The organism is Actinoplanes sp. ATCC 53533 (genome assembly GCF_003947245.1).
The window spans coordinates 76747-93700 of record NZ_QHHV01000037.1; the positions used below are offsets into that span (position 1 = coordinate 76747).

14 protein-coding genes and 1 pseudogene are annotated in these 16954 nt (G+C 70.9%); 14 read left to right on the plus strand and 1 reads right to left on the minus strand.

From position 1 onward, the window contains the following. The first annotated feature begins 19 nt into the window (after positions 1-19). The 12 genes and pseudogenes from hypF to DMB66_RS14345 form a co-directional block, all read left to right on the plus strand. Entirely contained in the window at positions 20-2326 is a 2307-nt protein-coding gene (hypF, locus tag DMB66_RS14290; RefSeq protein ID WP_125804559.1) for a carbamoyltransferase HypF, read from the plus strand. Positions 2327-2331: 5 nt separating this feature from the next. Next, on the plus strand, positions 2332-2610 hold the full coding sequence (locus DMB66_RS14295; protein ID WP_125804560.1) for a HypC/HybG/HupF family hydrogenase formation chaperone: 279 nt from the start codon (positions 2332-2334) through the stop codon (positions 2608-2610). Then, a complete protein-coding gene (gene hypD, locus DMB66_RS14300) occupies positions 2607-3725 on the plus strand; it encodes a hydrogenase formation protein HypD (protein WP_125804561.1) in 1119 nt (372 codons plus the stop codon). The genes DMB66_RS14295 and hypD overlap by 4 nt, the downstream gene beginning before the upstream one ends. Continuing rightward, the gene (hypE, locus tag DMB66_RS14305) at positions 3722-4786 is read left to right on the plus strand and encodes a hydrogenase expression/formation protein HypE (RefSeq protein ID WP_125804562.1); all 1065 of its coding nucleotides are present in this window, start codon (positions 3722-3724) and stop codon (positions 4784-4786) included. Before hypD ends, hypE begins: the two co-directional genes overlap by 4 nt. A 136-nt stretch (positions 4787-4922) precedes the next feature. Beyond that, the gene (locus DMB66_RS14310) at positions 4923-5408 is read left to right on the plus strand and encodes a nitroreductase/quinone reductase family protein (protein WP_125804563.1); all 486 of its coding nucleotides are present in this window, start codon (positions 4923-4925) and stop codon (positions 5406-5408) included. 240 nt (positions 5409-5648) lie between these two features. Next, positions 5649-5828 carry a hypothetical protein gene (locus tag DMB66_RS14315; RefSeq protein WP_125804564.1) on the plus strand — a complete coding sequence of 60 codons (180 nt, stop codon included), beginning with the start codon at positions 5649-5651 and terminating at the stop codon, positions 5826-5828. 123 nt (positions 5829-5951) lie between these two features. Further along, positions 5952-7622 (plus strand): NAD(P)-binding protein, encoded by a 1671-nt coding sequence (locus tag DMB66_RS14320; protein ID WP_125804565.1) that lies wholly within the window; start codon positions 5952-5954, stop codon positions 7620-7622. After that, positions 7619-11182: a pyruvate:ferredoxin (flavodoxin) oxidoreductase gene (gene nifJ / locus DMB66_RS14325; protein WP_125804566.1), complete on the plus strand. Its 3564-nt coding sequence runs from the start codon at positions 7619-7621 to the stop codon at positions 11180-11182. Before DMB66_RS14320 ends, nifJ begins: the two co-directional genes overlap by 4 nt. Before the next feature lie 224 nt (positions 11183-11406). After that, positions 11407-11730 (plus strand): rhodanese-like domain-containing protein, encoded by a 324-nt coding sequence (locus DMB66_RS63690; protein ID WP_233624545.1) that lies wholly within the window; start codon positions 11407-11409, stop codon positions 11728-11730. A 30-nt stretch (positions 11731-11760) separates the two neighbouring features. Further along, positions 11761-13137, plus strand: a complete 1377-nt coding sequence (locus DMB66_RS14335; RefSeq protein WP_125804568.1) for a rhodanese-like domain-containing protein — start codon at positions 11761-11763, stop codon at positions 13135-13137. Positions 13138-13245: 108 nt separating this feature from the next. Then, positions 13246-13851: a rhodanese-like domain-containing protein gene (locus DMB66_RS14340; protein ID WP_125804569.1), complete on the plus strand. Its 606-nt coding sequence runs from the start codon at positions 13246-13248 to the stop codon at positions 13849-13851. Next, a pseudogene (locus tag DMB66_RS14345) lies at positions 13848-14597 on the plus strand (sulfite exporter TauE/SafE family protein); the annotation flags it as partial. The gene DMB66_RS14340 and the pseudogene DMB66_RS14345, both read left to right, overlap by 4 nt. A gap of 173 nt (positions 14598-14770) precedes the next feature. Here DMB66_RS14345 and DMB66_RS14350 read toward each other — a convergent pair. Then, positions 14771-15100 carry an Hsp20/alpha crystallin family protein gene (locus tag DMB66_RS14350; protein ID WP_125804571.1) on the minus strand — a complete coding sequence of 110 codons (330 nt, stop codon included), beginning with the start codon at positions 15098-15100 and terminating at the stop codon, positions 14771-14773. Between the two features lie 125 nt (positions 15101-15225). Between DMB66_RS14350 and DMB66_RS14355 the strand changes: the two genes are divergently transcribed. Together DMB66_RS14355 and DMB66_RS14360 are read left to right on the plus strand one after the other, a co-directional pair. After that, positions 15226-16071 carry a universal stress protein gene (locus tag DMB66_RS14355; protein WP_255440648.1) on the plus strand — a complete coding sequence of 282 codons (846 nt, stop codon included), beginning with the start codon at positions 15226-15228 and terminating at the stop codon, positions 16069-16071. A gap of 259 nt (positions 16072-16330) precedes the next feature. Then, positions 16331-16954 (plus strand): ABC transporter ATP-binding protein (locus DMB66_RS14360; RefSeq protein WP_125804573.1); only part of this gene is annotated, 624 nt, incomplete at its 3' end.

Here is a 16954-nt window from a genome sequence, read left to right on the forward strand (position 1 = left end):
GCGAACTAATAGGCCCGCCATGACCGCGTGGCGGGTGCTCGTGCGCGGAACAGTGCAGGGCGTCGGCTTCCGGCCGTTCGTCCACCGGATCGCCACGGGGCTCGCGCTGGACGGCACCGTGCGCAACATCGACGGCAACGTCCTGATCGAGGTCCGCGGCGCGGCGCCGGCCGTCGCCGAGCTGACCCGCGCCCTGCGCGAGCAGGCACCACCCCACGCCGTCGTCGCGGACATCACCGTGACACCCGCCGCAACCAGATCGCTGCCGGCCGGGTTCACGGTCGAGCCGAGTGCCGCCGAGGCCGGCGGGCCGGGGCGCGGCTTCACCGGTCTGCCCGTGGACCTAGCCGTCTGCGAGGACTGCCTGCGGGAGATGTCCGACCCGGCCGACCGCCGATACCGCTACCCGTTCATCAACTGCACCGCCTGCGGGCCGCGCGCCACCATCATCGACGCCCTGCCCTACGACCGGGTCCGCACCGCGATGGCCGGCTTCACGATGTGCGAACGCTGCTCCGCCGAGTATCACGACCCCACCGACCGCCGGTTCCACGCCGAACCCATCGCGTGCCCCGGCTGCGGGCCGACACTGTCCTGGCACGACCCCACCGCAGGCGGTCCGGACAGTACCGGCGAACAAGCTCTGGCCGCCGCCGTACAAGCCCTCCGCGCCGGGCAGATCGTGGCCCTCAAAGGCCTCGGCGGCTACCAGCTCGTGTGCGACGCCACCAACGCGCACACCGTGGCGGCCCTGCGCGCGCGCAAGCAGCGCCCCCGCAAGCCGCTGGCCGTCATGGTCGCCGACCTGGCAGCCGCGCAGCGGATCGGCTGGCTCACCGAGGCGGACACCGCCCTGCTCGCCACATCCGCGCGCCCGATCGTGCTGGTCGCGTCCCGCCGCGGTCCGACGGCTGCCCTGGTGCATCCCGGCACCGACCGGATCGGGCTGTTCCTGCCGACCACGCCGCTGCACCACCTGCTCGTCCGCGAGCTGGTGGCGCCGCTCGTGGTGACCAGCGGCAACCGCAGCGACGAACCGATCGCCATCGACGACGCGGACGCCGCCACGCGGCTGGCTCCGATCGCCGACGGATTCCTGTGGCACGACCGCCCGATCCGGGCCCGGTACGACGACTCCGTGGTGCGTGTCATCGCCGGCCAGCGCCGCACGGTGCGACGCGCGCGCGGCTATGCCCCGGCGTCACTGCCACTGCTCCTGCCGGTCCCGGCCGGTCACACCGTGCTCGCCGTCGGGGCACAGCTCAAGCACACGTTCACCCTCGCCCGCGGCGACCGGGCGCTGGTCGGCCCGCACGGCGGCAGCCTCGCCGATGCCGACGCCCTGGCCGCCTTCCACGCCACCCGCGACCAGCTGTGCCGGCTGCACCGTTTCGAGCCGGAGTTCCTCGCCCACGACCTGCACCCCGGATACCTCTCCACCCAGTACGCGATGGAGACCGTGCCCGTCAAGCGGCGCATCCCGGTGCAGCACCACCACGCCCACGTCGCCTCCTGCGCCGCCGAGAACGGGATCGACGGGCCATTTCTCGGCGTCGCCTACGACGGGCTCGGCCTCGGCAGCGACGGCACGTTGTGGGGCGGGGAGATCCTGCTCGCCTCGTACACCGGATACCGGCGGCTGGGCCGCTTCAGCACAGCGCCCTTGCCCGGCGGCGAAGCGGCGGTGCGCCGCCCGGCCCGGATGGCCCTGGGCTACCTGTACGGCGCCGAGTTCCCGGTGCCGGCGCCGCGACCGGGCTTCCTGAACCGCATCGACCCGCGAGAGCGCGACGCCATCCACCGGATGGTGTCGCGGAACATCAACAGTCCGAGGGCGTCCAGCGCCGGCCGGCTGTTCGACGCGGTGGCCAGCCTCCTGGGCGTCTGCGACGATGCCGGCTACGAGGGCGAGGCCGCCGTCATGCTCGAAGCCGCCGCCGCGGCGGCCGAGGCACCGGCCGCCCTGCCCTGGCGCCTCACCGAGGTTGACGGGCTGTGGGTGTATGACTGCGCGGTCACCCTCGGCGCCCTCCTGGCCGGCACCGCGGCGGGCGAACCCGTCGATAGGCTCGCCGCTGCCTTCCACCGCACCATCGTCGAGGTCACCGTCGCCCTGTGCGAACGCGCTGCCGAACAGACCGGCGTGCGGACCGTGTGCCTGTCCGGCGGCTGTCTGCAAAACGGCATCCTCGCCACCGACCTGCCGCGGGCACTCGCCGCCGCCGGCCTCGACGCGCGGCTCAACCGCGAGATCCCTGCCGGCGACGGCGGCATCAGCTACGGGCAGGCCGTCGTCGCGGCTGCCCGGATGGGGAAGGAAGGCTGATCGACATGTGCCTCGGCATCCCAGGGAAGGTCACCGAGATCCACGAGCACGACGGCGTGCGGATGGGCACGGTGGACTTCGGCGGCGTCCGCAAGGAGGTCTGCCTCGCGTACGTGCCCGACGTGACAGCCGGCGACTATGTGATCGTCCACGTCGGCTTCGCGATCACGGCGGTGAACGAGACGGAGGCCGAGCGCACCCTCGCGGTGCTGCGCGCGATGGGCGACGCCGTGACCGCCGAGCTCGGCGAGCCCCTCCCCGCGACGGATGGGGCGAGCCGGTGAAGTACCTCGACGAGTACCGCGACCCGGACCTGGCCCGGGCCCTGCTCCGTGAGCTGCGAGCGGTGGCCACCCGGCCGTGGACGCTAATGGAGGTCTGCGGCGGGCAGACCCACACCATCGTGCGGCAGGGCATCGACGAACTGCTGCCGGCCGGTATCCGCATGATCCATGGCCCGGGCTGCCCCGTCTGCGTCACTCCCCTGGAGACCCTCGACCGGGCCATGGCCATCGCGGCCCGGCCGGACACGATCCTCACCAGCTTCGGCGACATGCTGCGGGTACCCGGTTCGCACACCGACCTGCTCTCGCTCAAGGCCCGCGGCGCGGACGTGCGCGTCGTCTACTCCCCGATGGACGCCGTGAGACTGGCGCAGCAGCATCCGGACCGGCAGGTCGTCTTCCTCGCCGTCGGCTTCGAAACCACCGCGCCCGCGAACGCCATGGCCGTCCTGCACGCCCACACCCTGGGCCTGGCCAACTTCAGCCTCCTGGTCAGCCACGTGCTCGTGCCACCCGCCATGACCGCCATCCTGGAGTCGGCCGCCTGCGAGGTGCAGGCCTTCCTCGCCGCTGGGCACGTCTGCACCGTGATGGGCTGGACCCAGTACGAGCCCCTCGCCGCGACCTACCACGTCCCGATCGTGGTGACCGGCTTCGAACCGCTGGACCTGCTGGAGGGCATCCTGATGGCCGTCCGCCAACTCGAGACGGGCCGGTTCGAGGTCGAGAACCAGTACGCGAGGGCCGTCCACCGCACCGGCAACGGCGCCGCGCAGGAGGCGATCCAGCGCGTCTTCCGGATCACCGACCGGCCCTGGCGCGGCATCGGCACCATCGAAGCCAGCGGCCTGGTCCTGGCGGATGACTACGCCGCCTTCGACGCCGAGATCCGGTTCGACGTGGGCCGCCTGTCCGCCGTGGAGCACCCCGACTGCATCGCCGGCGAGATCCTCACCGGCACCAAGACACCGACCGACTGCGCCGCCTACGGCAAGGCCTGCACACCACGGTCGCCGCTCGGTGCGCCCATGGTGTCCAGCGAAGGCACCTGCGCCGCCTACTACACCGCCGGCCGCACCCGCAACCCGGCTACGACTGCTGGAGGAGCCCGATGACGATCATCCCCGACCCGTCGAGCGGCACCTGCCCCGTCCCGCTGCCCGAAGTCGAACGGGTGCTGCTCGGCCACGGCTCCGGCGGCCGGCTCTCCGCCGAACTGATCGGCAACGTGCTCGTGCCCGCCCTCGGCGAGGCGGCATCGCCCGGACCGCTCGAGGACGCCGCGACGTTTGCCGTGGGCGGCGCGGAACTCGCCGTCAGCACCGACGCGTACGTCGTCAGCCCGCTCTTCTTCGCCGGCGGCGACATCGGCAGCCTCGCCGTGCACGGCACCGTCAACGACCTGGCCATGCGCGCAGCCATGCCGGTCGCGCTGACCATCGCATACATCATCGAGGAGGGCTTACCCCTCGCCGATCTCCGCCGGATCGCCGCGTCCGTCGGCGCGGCCGCCCGCGACGCGGGCGTTCCCGTGTTGACCGGCGACACCAAGGTCGTCGGACGGGGCGCGGCCGACGGGATCTTCGTCGTGTCCACCGGTGTGGGCAGGCGGCTGCCTGGCGCCGCGCCCTCCGCGGCGGCCGCCGCACCCGGCGATGTCGTGCTGCTCTCCGGGCCCCTGGGCTGCCATGGCACCACCGTGCTCAGCGCCCGCGAGGGCCTCGGCTTCGACACCGACATCGCTTCGGACACCCAGCCGCTGCACCGGCTGGTCGAGGCCATGGTGACCGCCGGCGGCACTGCCGTGCACACGTTGCGCGACCCCACTCGCGGCGGGCTCGCGTCGGCGCTGAACGAGATCGCCCGCGACTCACACGTCGGTGTCGAGGTCGAGGAACGGGCCCTGCCCGTGCCCGCCGCGGTGCAGGCGGCGTGCGAACTGCTCGGCCTGGACCCCGCCCAAGTCGCCAACGAAGGCTGCCTCGTCGCGTTCGTCGCACCTGAACTCGCCGACGCTGTCCTGGCCGCCATGCGGTCACGGCCCGAGGGCCGCAACGCCGTCCGCATCGGCACCGCGACCAACACCGAACCCGGCCGGGTCATCGTACGCACCGCAGTGGGCTCCCGACGGGTGCTCGACATGCTCGTCGGCGAACAGCTACCACGGATCTGCTGACGACGGCCCGGTCGCTCGGCGAACGCGGCCATCGGTCGCCGGCGCGGACGCCAATAGGCCGTTTGCCTCTGCCGGCCGGGCACGGGCACGGATAACGTCTCTCGCGGATGGCCGTTCGCGAGGCTGGGAGGTCCCCATGTCGGTCGGGCAAGAGCCGAGAGCACCCTGGTTGCCGCCACGCTGGGTCATCCGGCTGGCCTGGTCGGTGCACCGCGGCCTGTACCGGATCGGTGGCCGTCGGATCGGGCTGTGGCCGCCACGCGCCAACGGTTGGGGCGCGCTGCGGCTGACCACTACCGGGCGCCGCACCGGCCAGGAACGAAGCGTCATCCTCGGCTATTTCGAGGACGGGCCGAACCTGGTCTCGCTCGCGATGAACGGATGGGGTGAGGGTGAGCCCGCCTGGTGGCTCAACCTGCGAGCGCGGCCGGACGCCACCGTCGATCTGGTCGGCGGGCGACGCATGGTGCGCGCTCACGCCGCGACAGGCGACGAGCGAGCGCGACTGTGGGCCCGCTGGCGCGAGATCGACAAGAATCTGGACGCCTACGCGGCGCGGCGCTCCGCCGAGACCGCGGTGGTCGTGCTGGAGCCACGGACCGGCGAGCCGACCGCGGGATAGCGACGCGGTGGATGCGGTCCCCCGGCGGAAACGCCCCACCGACGGTGGGGTGCGCCGCGGCTCACGGCCGGACATCCGCCCGGGTCACTCGGCGCCGACGTCGTCAAAGTGAACTTCCCCCACCCGGAGAAGCAGGCCCAACGGACCGGTGGAACAGGCGATGTGGCCCGGGTGCCGGACCCATTCACGGAGCATCGTCAGAGGGAAGACTTCGGATCGAGTCAACGCAGGAGGTCTGCCATGACCGTCATCTGGCTGGTCGTCTGGCTCGTCCAGGACACGCCTGACGTCGCCTCCTGGGGGCCCTGGAACAGCTGGGGCACTGCGCTCTTCGTCTGCCTGGCCGTGGACTTCGTCGGTGCCCTCGGCAGCAATGCTCGCCGCGGAGGCGGAAGCCGGCGGCCGAGCGAAACCGGTTGACCAGACCGGTGACCGGCTGTACCTGGTGGTCCGGCTCGGCTATCAGGTGTCGGGGCAGCCGGTGCCCGTGTCCCCGCGGCGATTACCGGCCGAGGCCATCAAGATCACGAAGGGAAGGCTCCCATGACCGCCGAGCGGCCCGACATGACGCCCTTGCCCGATCTGCTGCACGGTCAGGCCCGCGGTGGTCCCACCCGCGAGCGCCGACCGTTCTATCTGGACCTGCTGCCGCCCTGCAACGCGGGTTGCCCCGCCGGCGAGAATATCCAGGCCTGGCTGGCGTTGGCCCAGGCCGGCGATCACGAGGGTGCTTGGCGCTCCCTGGTGGCAGACAATCCGTTCCCGGCGATCCACGGCCGGGTCTGCTATCACCCCTGCGAAGACGTCTGCAACCGCCTCCACCTCGACAGTGCTGTCTCGATCCATGGGGTGGAGCGATTCCTGGGCGACCTGGCGATCGAGCGGGGCTGGGACTTCGACCGGCCGCCGGCCGGGACCCACAAGCGCGTACTGGTCATCGGCGCCGGGCCCAGCGGACTCTCCGCTGCCTACCACCTGGCCCGGCTGGGGCACGAAGTGGAGATCCGGGACGCCGGACCGGAGCCCGGCGGCATGATGCGCTACGGCATCCCCGCCTACCGGCTCCCCCGCGACGTACTCGCCGCCGAGATCGCCCGGCTCAGCCGGCTGGGCATCACGATCACTACCGATCATCCGGTGCGCGACCTGGCGGCCGAGCGCCGCGACGGAGGCTTCGACGCGGTGTTCGTAGCGGTCGGAGCGCACCTGTCCAAGCGCATCGACATCCCAGCCCGCGAGGCCGGCCGGATCCTCGACGCGGTGGGCTTCCTGCGCAGTGTCGCTGCGGGCGAGCGTCCGGCGATCGGCCGCCGGGTTGCGGTGTACGGCGGCGGCAACACGGCCATGGACGCCGCCCGGGTCGCCAAACGGCTCGGCGCGGAGGACGCGCTGATCGTCTACCGGCGTACGCGCGACCAGATGCCCGCTCACGCCGAGGAGGCCGACGAGGCCGAGCGCGAAGGGGTGAAGATCAACTGGCTGCGCACCATCCAGGCCCTGGACGGGCCGGTGGTCACCGTCGAGGTCATGGAGCTGGATCAGACCGGCCGGCCGGTGCCCACTGGTCGCACCGAGACCCTGGCCGCCGACACGGTGATCCTCGCGCTGGGCCAGCGCGCCGAGACGGCCTTCCTGCATGATGTGCCCGGCATCGAGTTCGCCGCGGACGGCACTGTCGTCGTGTCGCCGTCGTTCATGACCGGTTGCCCCGGAGTCTTCGCCGGCGGGGACATGGTGCCCGCGGAGCGAACCGTCACCGTCGGTGTCGGACACGGCCGCAAAGCAGCCCGGCACATCGATGCCTACCTGCGCTCCGGGACCTTCGAGGCGCCCGCCAAGCATGCCACGGCCGACTTCAGCCTGCTGCATCCCTGGTACTTCGGCGACTCCGGCCGGCGACACCAGCCGGAGCGGGATCCGTCCGCCCGGATCACGGACTTCACCGAGGTCGTGGGTGGCCTGGACGCCGCCTCGGCCACCTACGAGGCGGGCCGTTGCCTGTCCTGCGGCAACTGCTTCGAGTGCGACGGCTGCCTCGGCGCCTGCCCCGAGGATGCGGTTGTCAAGCTGGGCACCGGCAGCCGATACCGCTTCGACTACGACCGTTGCACCGGTTGCGGAACCTGCTTCGAGCAGTGCCCGGTGCACGCCATCGAGATGGTCCCCGAGCCACCCGCTCCGACCCAAGGCATGCCCGCGGAGGCGACGACATGAACCGCTGCACAGTCGACGGCAACGAAGCTGCGGTGTCGGTTGCCTACCGGCTCAACGAGGTGTGCTGCATCTATCCGATCACGCCGTCCTCGCCGATGGCCGAGCTCGCCGACGAATGGTCCACCGCGCGACGCCCCAACATCTGGGGCTCGGTGCCGACCGTCGTGGAGATGCAGAGCGAAGGCGGCGCGGCCGGCGCGCTGCACGGCGCGTTGCAGAGCGGAGCGCTGACGACCACCTTCACCGCCTCCCAGGGTCTGCTGCTGATGATCCCGAACATGTACAAGATCGCCGGGGAGCTGACCCCCGCGGTCCTGCACGTGGCAGCCCGGTCGCTGGCCGCACAGGGACTGTCGATCTTCGGCGACCACTCCGATGTCATGGCCGTCCGCGCGACCGGATTCGCCATGCTCGCATCGGCTTCGGTGCAGGAAGCACACGATCTCGCCCTGGTGGCGCAGGCCGCGTCCCTGCGCACCCGGGTGCCGTTCGTGCACTTCTTCGACGGCTTCCGCACCTCCCACGAACTCAACACGATCGACCCGCTCACCGACGACGACCTGCGCGCACTGGTCCCGCCCGAGCTGGTCCGCGCCCACCGGCAACGCGCGCTGTCACCCGAGCGGCCGTTCATCCGGGGCACCGCCCAGAACCCCGACGTCTACTTCCAGGGCCGGGAGACGGTGAACCCCTTCTACACAGGAGTGCCGGACGCGGTTCAGGACGCCATGGATCAGCTCAGCGACCGCACCCGCCGCCGCCTCGGCATCGTCGAGTACTCCGGCGACCCCCAGGCCGACCGGGTCCTCGTCCTGATGGGATCGGGCGCTGAGACCGCACACGAGACCGTGACCCACCTGCTCGCCGCGGGCGAGCGGGTCGGGGTCCTCCAGGTACGGCTGTTCCGACCGTTCCCCGCCGCCGCGGTGGTCGCGGCCATTCCGCCCACCGCACGCCGGATCGCGGTGCTGGACCGGACCAAGGAGCCCGGCTCACAAGGCGAACCACTGTTCCTGGACGTGCTGGCGGCCCTCGCGGAGAGCGGCCGGTCCGCCATGCCCACGGTGATCGGTGGCCGATACGGCCTGGGTTCCAAGGAGTTCACCCCGGCCATGGTCGCCGGTGTCTTCGCCGAGCTCGCCCGGAAGCAACCACGGCCCCGGTTCACCGTCGGCATCGTCGACGACGTCACCGGCAGCAGCCTGCCCTACGACGAGTCGCTCGACATCGAGCCCGCCGGAACCACGCGCGCGGTCTTCTTCGGCCTCGGAGCGGACGGCACCGTCGGCGCCAACAAGAACACGATCAAGATCCTCGGCGCCGACCCGCGGCTGTACGCCCAGGGCTACTTCGTCTACGACTCGAAGAAGTCCGGCTCGATGACCGTGTCACACCTGCGCTTCGGTCCGGCGCCGATCCGTGCGCCGTACCTGATCGACAAGGCCGACTTCGTCGGCTGCCACCACATGAACCTGCTGGAACGGGTCGACGTACTGGCCCGGGCCGCCGACGGGGCGACGCTGCTGCTCAACTGCCCGGCACCGGCCGACCAGGTGTGGGATGAACTGTCCCGGCCCGTCCAGCTGCAGATCCTCGCCAAGCACCTGAGCGTGCACGTCGTGGACGCTGACCGCGTCGCCGAGGAGTCCGGGCTGCCCGGCCGCACCAACACGGTGCTGCAGACCTGCTTCTTCGCCATCTCCGGCGTCCTACCCTCCGGCGAGGCGCTCGAGAAGATCAAACACAGCATCACCAAGACGTACGGCCGGCGCGGTGCCGAGGTCGTCGCGCGCAATCACGCCGCGGTGGACCATGCTCTCGAGGCGTTGCACCGGGTTCCCGTGCCGGATCATGCCACGGCCACCCGCGGCCTGCCGCCGACCGTCCCCACGGACGCACCACCGTTCGTGCAGACGGTCACCGCAGCCATGATGGCCGGTCATGGCGACCGGCTGCCGGTCAGCGCATTGCCGGTCGACGGCACATATCCCGGCGGCACCACGGCGTACGAGAAACGCAACATCTCCGATCTCGTCGCGGCCTGGGACCCACAGTTGTGCATCCAGTGCGGGAACTGCGGCTTCGTCTGCCCGCACAGCGTGATCCGGTCCAAGTTCTACGACCTCAAGGAACTGGCCGGCGCGCCCGACGGCTTCCCGTCGGCACCGCTGAGCACCCGCGGCCTGCCGGACTCGCGGTTCACCCTGCAGGTCTACCTCGAGGACTGCACCGGATGCGGTCTGTGTGTCGAAGCCTGCCCGGTCAGCGCACCCGCTGAGCCCGAGCACAAGGCGATCAACCTCGCGGCCCGCGAACCGCAGCTGGAAACCGGCCGCGCCGACATCGCCTTCTTCGAGACGCTGCCCACGGCCGACCGCTCCCGTGTCGACTTCGGCACGGTCCGCGGCACCCAGTTCCTGCAACCGCTGTTCGAGTTCTCGCTGGCCTGCGCGGGCTGCGGTGAGACGCCGTACCTCAAGGTGATGTCGCAGTTGTTCGGCGACCGCCTGATGATCGCCAACGCCACGGGTTGCTCCTCGATCTACGGAGGAAACCTGCCCACCACCCCGTGGACGCACAACGCGGACGGCCGTGGACCGGCCTGGTCCAACTCGCTGTTCGAGGACAACGCCGAGTTCGGGCTCGGGTTCCGGCTCGCCGCGGATCTGCACCGGAAGCTGGCCGCCGACCGCCTGCGCCAGCTGCGTGACCGACTCGGCCCGGACCTGGTCGACGCGACCCTGACGGCGCCGCAGCGGCGCGAGTCCGAATTCACCGCCCAGCGCGACCGCCTCACGGAGCTGAGCCACCGGCTCGACGCCCTGGGCGACGAACCGGCCGTCGCGGACCTGCGCAGCGTCCTGGACCACCTGGTACGGCGCAGCGTGTGGATCGTCGGCGGTGACGGATGGGCGTATGACATCGGTTCGGGCGGGCTCGATCACGTGCTGGCGAGCGGGCGCGACGTCAACGTCCTGGTGCTCGACACCGAGGTGTACTCGAACACCGGCGGCCAGATGTCCAAGGCCACCCCGCTGTCGGCCGTCGCCCGGTTCGCCGCCGGCGGCAAGACCACGGGAAAGAAGGACCTGGCGCTGCAGGCGATCGCCTACGGCAACGTCTACGTCGCCCGCATCGCGATGGGCGCCGATCCGCAGCAGACCCTGAAGGCCATGCGGGAGGCCGAGGCCTACGACGGCCCGTCACTGATCATCGCGTACAGCCACTGCATCGCCCACGGCATCGACATGCGCGACGGCATGAATCAGCAACACCGTGCCGTGGCCACCGGCTACTGGCCGCTGATGCGCTACGACCCCGTGCTGCGTACCGCGGGAAGAAACCCCTTCCTGCTGGATTCGCCGCGTCCCCACCTGCCGCTCACCGACTTCACCGAGCACGAGCTGCGCTTCCGCCAGCTCCGCGGCAGCGACCCGGCCGAGGCGCAGCGGCTGGCCGAGCTCGCCCAGGAGGCCGTGAACCAGCGGTGGCAGGTGTACGAGGAGATGGCCACCCGAGGTCCAGAACGCTTCCCCGCAGACGCCCGCGCGAGCCGCTGAACGGCCGCGCACCGCACCGGTGAACGTGTCCTTGGTCAATGCCATGGTGGCCATGTCTTTGTCTCCGTCCGTTCGCGGGTCTCCCGACACTTAGCTCAGCATACCCCCCGGGGTATATATTCCGACGGATACAGCACTCTGTCTCCGGGGTTGACAGATCCCGACTGGACGGGGCTATCGTAGAAATCGCATACCCCCCGGGGTATCTATCTGGAGGTTGTTCCGTGCGTCCTGAAGTCCACCTGACCGCCTTCGCCACCGCCCACCGCGACGGCGCCGTCGTCATCGATGTCCGCGAACCCGCCGAGTACGCCGCCGGCCACGTCGACGGCGCTGTGCTGATCCCGGTCGGTGATGTCGTCGCCCGCGCCGGAGAACTGCCGCGCGGAGTGCCGGTCTATGTGATCTGTGCCAGCGGCAACCGCAGCCTGGCCGCGGCCGATTACCTGGTCCGCGTCGGTATCGACGCCCGGTCAGTGGCAGGCGGCACCGCGGCCTGGCTACGCGCCGGCCACCCGGTGACTCGCGGCACCCGCACCACCGCCTGAACCCCCACCCGCACTCAAGGAGTCCCGGCCATGCCGTTCATCCTGCCCATCAACACCCCCTCACTCGGCGACCGCAGCTACCTCGTCCACGACGGCCAGGTCGCCTTCGTGATCGACCCGCAACGCGACATCGACCGCGTCCTCGGCCTCGCCGCCGCCCACCACGTACCGATCACCCACGTCTTCGAAACCCACATCCACAACGACTACGTCACCGGCGGCCACGCCCTCGCTCAACGCACCGGCGCCGCCTACCACGTCAACGCCGACGACCCCGTCACCTTCGACCGCGTTCCGGTCCGCGACGGAGACGTCATCACCGTCGGCGACACCATGACCGTGCAGGTCATCGCCACCCCCGGCCACACCCACACCCATCTGTCCTACGCCCTCGCCGACGCCGGCCGCCCGATCGGCGTCTTCTCCGGCGGCTCCCTGCTCTACGGCTCCGTCGGCCGGCCCGACCTGCTCGGCCCCGCGCACACCCACGACCTCGTGCACCACCAGTACGCCTCCGCACACAAGCTCGCCGACGCACTGCCCGGCACGACCGAGCTCTACCCCACCCATGGCTTCGGTAGCTTCTGCTCCGCCACCCAGAGCCAGGCACAGGCCTCGACCATCGCCCAGGAGAAGCTGGTCAACCCGGCACTGACCCACGACGAGCAGACCTTCGTCGACGAGCTCCTCGCCGGCCTCGACGCCTGGCCCGCCTACTACGCCCACATGGCACCCGCGAACTCCGCCGGCCCCACGGAGGCGGACCTGTCCGCACCGGAACCCGCGGACGCCGACCAGATCCGCAAACGCCTCGCCGACGGCGAATGGGTCGTCGACCTGCGCCACCGGGTCGCGTTCGCCGCCGGGCACGTCCCCGGCACCCTGAACTTCGGCCTCGATGGCAGCTTCGCCACCTACCTCGGCTGGCTCATCCCCTGGGGCACCCCACTCACCCTGCTCGCCGAGACCGTCGATCAGGTGGCCGAGGCCCAGCGCGAACTCGTCCGCATCGGCATCGACCGGCCCGCCGCCCAGGCCACCGGCGGTCCCGCCGGCTGGAACGGCGACGGCGACCTCGCCACCTTCCCGAGGGCCACGTTCGCCGACCTCGCCCAGGTCCGCCACCACCGGGCCGTCGTCGTCCTCGACACCCGGCGGAATCTCGAGGCCGCCGCGGCCCGCATCGACGCGGCCGTGCACATCCCCCTGCACGACCTGCCACGCCGCCTGGACGAAGTCCCGGACGGCGAGGTCTGGGTGCACTGCGCCGCCGGTTACCGCGCCTCCATCGCCGCCTCCCTGCTCGCCCGTGCCGGACGGCACGTCGTCGCCATCGACGACGAGTTCGACCACGCCCACGACGCCGGACTCCCCGTCGTCACCGGCACCGCCGATGCCGGCCACTGATCCACCCCCGGTCCGGGCTTCGCGCCCGGCATCCGCGAGCACGTCGGCTACCCCATTCAGCGCCAGAGCCCCCGGGCGACAGCCGCCCACCACACCAGATGAGGAGACATGAGCAGTTCCCACCCCGCCGGACCCGCCACGATCGACACCACGGGTCTGCGTGAGCAGCTCACCGCGGGACCAGGTCCCCGCATCATCGACGTCCGCACCCCCGCCGAGTTCGAAACCGCGCACATCCCCGGCGCCTACAACGTTCCCCTGGACCTGCTCCGTGAACACCGCGCCGAGCTGCGCCGGCACCTCGACGAGGACGTCGTGCTGGTCTGCCGCTCCGGCGCCCGCGCCACCCAGGCCGGGCAGAGCCTCGCCCAAGCCGGACTGCCCAACCTGAAAGTCCTCGACGGCGGCATCCTCGCCTGGCAGGCTGCCGATGCCCCGGTCAACCGAGGCAAACCCCGCTGGGACCTCGAACGCCAGGTCCGCCTCGTCGCCGGCAGCATCGTGCTCACCGCCGTGCTCCTGTCCGTCGCGGTGCCGGGCGCGCAATGGATCGCCGCCGCGATCGGCGCCGGCTTGGCGGTCGCCGCCCTCACCAACACCTGCGCGATGGGCATGCTGCTCGGCAAGCTGCCCTACAACCGCGGCAGCAGCTGCGACCTCGACACCATCGTCGGGCAACTGCGCGACACCGCTCCGACCGCGGACCGGCCATGACCATACTCGCGCTCACCATCGCGCTCGCGGCGGTCATCGGCCTGAGCCTCGGCCTGCTCGGCGGCGGCGGCTCGATCCTCGCCGTGCCCCTGCTCCTGTACGTCGCCGACATGCCCGCCAAGGAGGCCATCGCCACTTCCCTGCTCGTCGTCGGCGTCACCAGCGCCGTCGCCGTCATCCCGCACGCCCGCGCCCACCGGGTGCGCTGGCGCACCGGCCTGATCTTCGGCGCGGCGGGGATGGCCGGGGCTTACGCCGGTGGACGGGCAGCCGGCTACATCCCCGCCGCGGTACTGCTGACCGCCTTCGCCCTGATGATGCTCGCCACCGCCGCCGCCATGATCCGCGGCCGGCGACACGACCCCGACCGGACCGTGCCGCACGAACTACCCGTCGGCAAGGTCATCGCCGAAGGCATCGTCGTCGGGCTGGTCACCGGCCTGGTCGGCGCCGGCGGTGGCTTCCTGGTCGTGCCCGCCCTGGCCCTGCTCGGCGGCCTGTCCATGCCGATCGCAGTCGGCACCTCCCTAGTCGTCATCGCCATGAAGTCCTTCGCCGGCCTCGCCGGCTACCTCTCCAGCGTCCACATCAACTGGGCCCTCGCCGCCGCCGTCACCACCGCCGCCGTCCTCGGCAGCCTCGCCGGCAGCAAGCTAGCCGGCCGCATCCGCGAAGACCTGCTACGCCAGGCCTTCGGCTGGTTCGTGCTTGTCATGGGCGCGTTTGTTCTCGTCCAGCAACTCCCCCAACCGTTCCGCACCAGCCCCTGGCTCTGGGCATCTCTCGTCGTACTCGCACTTGGCACAACGACGACCTTCGTCCTACGGCACCGGCGCCGTTCACCGAACGACGAAACACCCGTCACTGTGCCGGCCACCGCCAAGAGCCGACGCTCCACGCACGATGACGCCGGAGCCGATCACGCAGGAGAAGTCACGAGCCCTTCCTCCCTGGCGCCGGCGCATGCGCAGGTTGGCGCCGAGAGAGCCGGACGGCCAGGGACACCGCGGCGCCCGAACCGGTAGCGAGCGCGGATCGACCGGCCACAGCGCACGGCATGGGAATACCGCCCCGCCGACCTGAACACCAGTGCGACGACGTCGATGATGCCCTTGCGGTAGACGGCCTTGATGCCGGACTCATCGGCGTTGGCCGGCAACCGCACCGAACGGCGCAGCATGCCGTACCGGAACTCCGTCCGGTTCAACCCCTTCTGCTCCTCGCGGCGCTCCGCCTTGACGGTCAGCACCCCAGGGGTCTATTGGCCCTGCTGTCCGGCTGGGGTTTGGCGAACGATGAGAACACAAGCGGCGGCCGCTTGCGGAGGAGGTGGGTGAGGTGAAGCCGTCATCCGTGGCCCCAGTGATCGTCGGCGTGGACGGTTCGACATCCAGCATGTCAGCGGTACGCGCTGCCGCCGGCCTCGCGTCGATGTACGGCTTACCTCTGCAGGTGGTGCACACCTTCAACTGGCTGCCGAACACTCCCGAACACGACGATACCGACCCCGGCACCGCCGCCAACGCCCTACTCCAGCATGCGGTAACCGCGGCCCAGAACGTCTCGCCCCGCCTCGCGATCAGCGTCCGGCTCCTGGAGGGTGCGCCCAGCCCGACGCTACTGCGGCAGGCACACACCGCCGCCCTGCTCGCCATCGGCGACGGCGGGTTGTCCTCCCACGTCTGCCTTCCGACGCACACCAGCGCGGTACACATCGCCGCTTGCGCCTCCTGCTCGGTGTTGGTCGCCCGGGCGAAGCACCTGTCCGAAGGCTCCATCGTGGTCGGCGTCAACGGATCACCAGCGTCCGAACGGGCCCTGGACTTCGCCTTCGACACCGCCGCCCGCAGCGGCGCAGACCTGGTCGTCGTCAGGGTCGGGACACCCGCCCCCGAGGTAGACGACAAGACCGACGACCAGCTCCGCCACCTCGCGGACCTCGTCGACGTGCGGGAGGCCAAATACCGCATCGCGGCACGAACCCGGGTGCTGCCCGGCGACCCAGCGGCCGCGCTGGTCGCCGAGTCAAAGCAAGCCGGAGTCGTCATCATCGGCGCCCGCGGCCAACAGCCCTACGGCGGCCTGCTCGGCTCGGCCGCGCAGACGCTGCTGCATCACAGCAGCGCCCCTCTCATCCTGGTCCGCGGCCTGATGATGCCACGGCCCGACGGGTCCGGCGCGCGCCCGGACATCGGCGGCGGTCAACTCATGCATCGTTGATGACCTTGTACCCCTCCACAGGAGCGACGAACGGAGAGGTGATCTGGCGGCCCGCGATCGACATCGTCTCTGGCCGCTGGCGGGCTGGGTCGTAAGTCCCTGCCCGCCACGTCATGTTTCCAGCCCCGAACAGCCCACCCGCAGGGACATACGGCCCGGCCTTGCCGGCACGACGGCTCTACCGGCTCATCCAGTTGCGCGGTGTGCTTGAGAGTGGGGCAACCGGGAGGTCCGGTGGTCAGCGGTCGAGGGAGGGGCCATGTCCGTAGTGCGATTGGAGCACTTGACGAAGATCTTTCCCGGCGGGACGAAAGCGGTCGACGACATCAGCCTGACCATCGGCGACGGCGAATTCCTGGTGCTCGTCGGCCCGTCCGGGTGCGGCAAGTCGACGGTGCTGCGCATGATCGCCGGACTGGAGGACGTCAGCGCCGGTGCCGTGTTCATCGACGACCGCGAGGTGACCGACTGTGCGCCCAAGGAACGAGACATCGCGATGGTGTTCCAGAACTACGCGCTCTATCCGCACATGACCGTGCGGCAGAACATGGCCTTCGCGCTGCGGCTACGCCACGTCGACGCCGCACAAATGCGCGAACAGGTCAATGACATCGCCAACCTGCTCGGCCTGTCCGAGCTGCTCGACCGCAAACCCAAGGCCCTCTCCGGCGGCCAGCGCCAACGCGTCGCGATGGGCCGGGCCCTGGTCCGCCAACCACGGGTGTTCCTACTCGACGAGCCGTTGTCCAACCTCGACGCGAAGCTACGCGTGTCGATGCGCGCCGAACTCGCCCGGCTACACCAGCGGTATCGGATCACCACCGTGTACGTCACCCACGACCAGGTCGAGGCCATGACCCTCGGCGACCGCATCGCCGTCATC

Coding starts and splice junctions, on each gene's coding strand:
- hypF (WP_125804559.1), top strand. CDS start 20: ATGACCGCGTGGCGGGTGCTCGTGCGCGGAACAGTGCAGGGCGTCGGC.
- DMB66_RS14295 (WP_125804560.1), top strand. CDS start 2,332: ATGTGCCTCGGCATCCCAGGGAAGGTCACCGAGATCCACGAGCACGAC.
- hypE (WP_125804562.1), top strand. CDS start 3,722: ATGACGATCATCCCCGACCCGTCGAGCGGCACCTGCCCCGTCCCGCTG.
- DMB66_RS14310 (WP_125804563.1), top strand. CDS start 4,923: ATGTCGGTCGGGCAAGAGCCGAGAGCACCCTGGTTGCCGCCACGCTGG.
- DMB66_RS14315 (WP_125804564.1), top strand. CDS start 5,649: ATGACCGTCATCTGGCTGGTCGTCTGGCTCGTCCAGGACACGCCTGAC.
- DMB66_RS14320 (WP_125804565.1), top strand. CDS start 5,952: ATGACCGCCGAGCGGCCCGACATGACGCCCTTGCCCGATCTGCTGCAC.
- nifJ (WP_125804566.1), top strand. CDS start 7,619: ATGAACCGCTGCACAGTCGACGGCAACGAAGCTGCGGTGTCGGTTGCC.
- DMB66_RS14335 (WP_125804568.1), top strand. CDS start 11,761: ATGCCGTTCATCCTGCCCATCAACACCCCCTCACTCGGCGACCGCAGC.
- DMB66_RS14340 (WP_125804569.1), top strand. CDS start 13,246: ATGAGCAGTTCCCACCCCGCCGGACCCGCCACGATCGACACCACGGGT.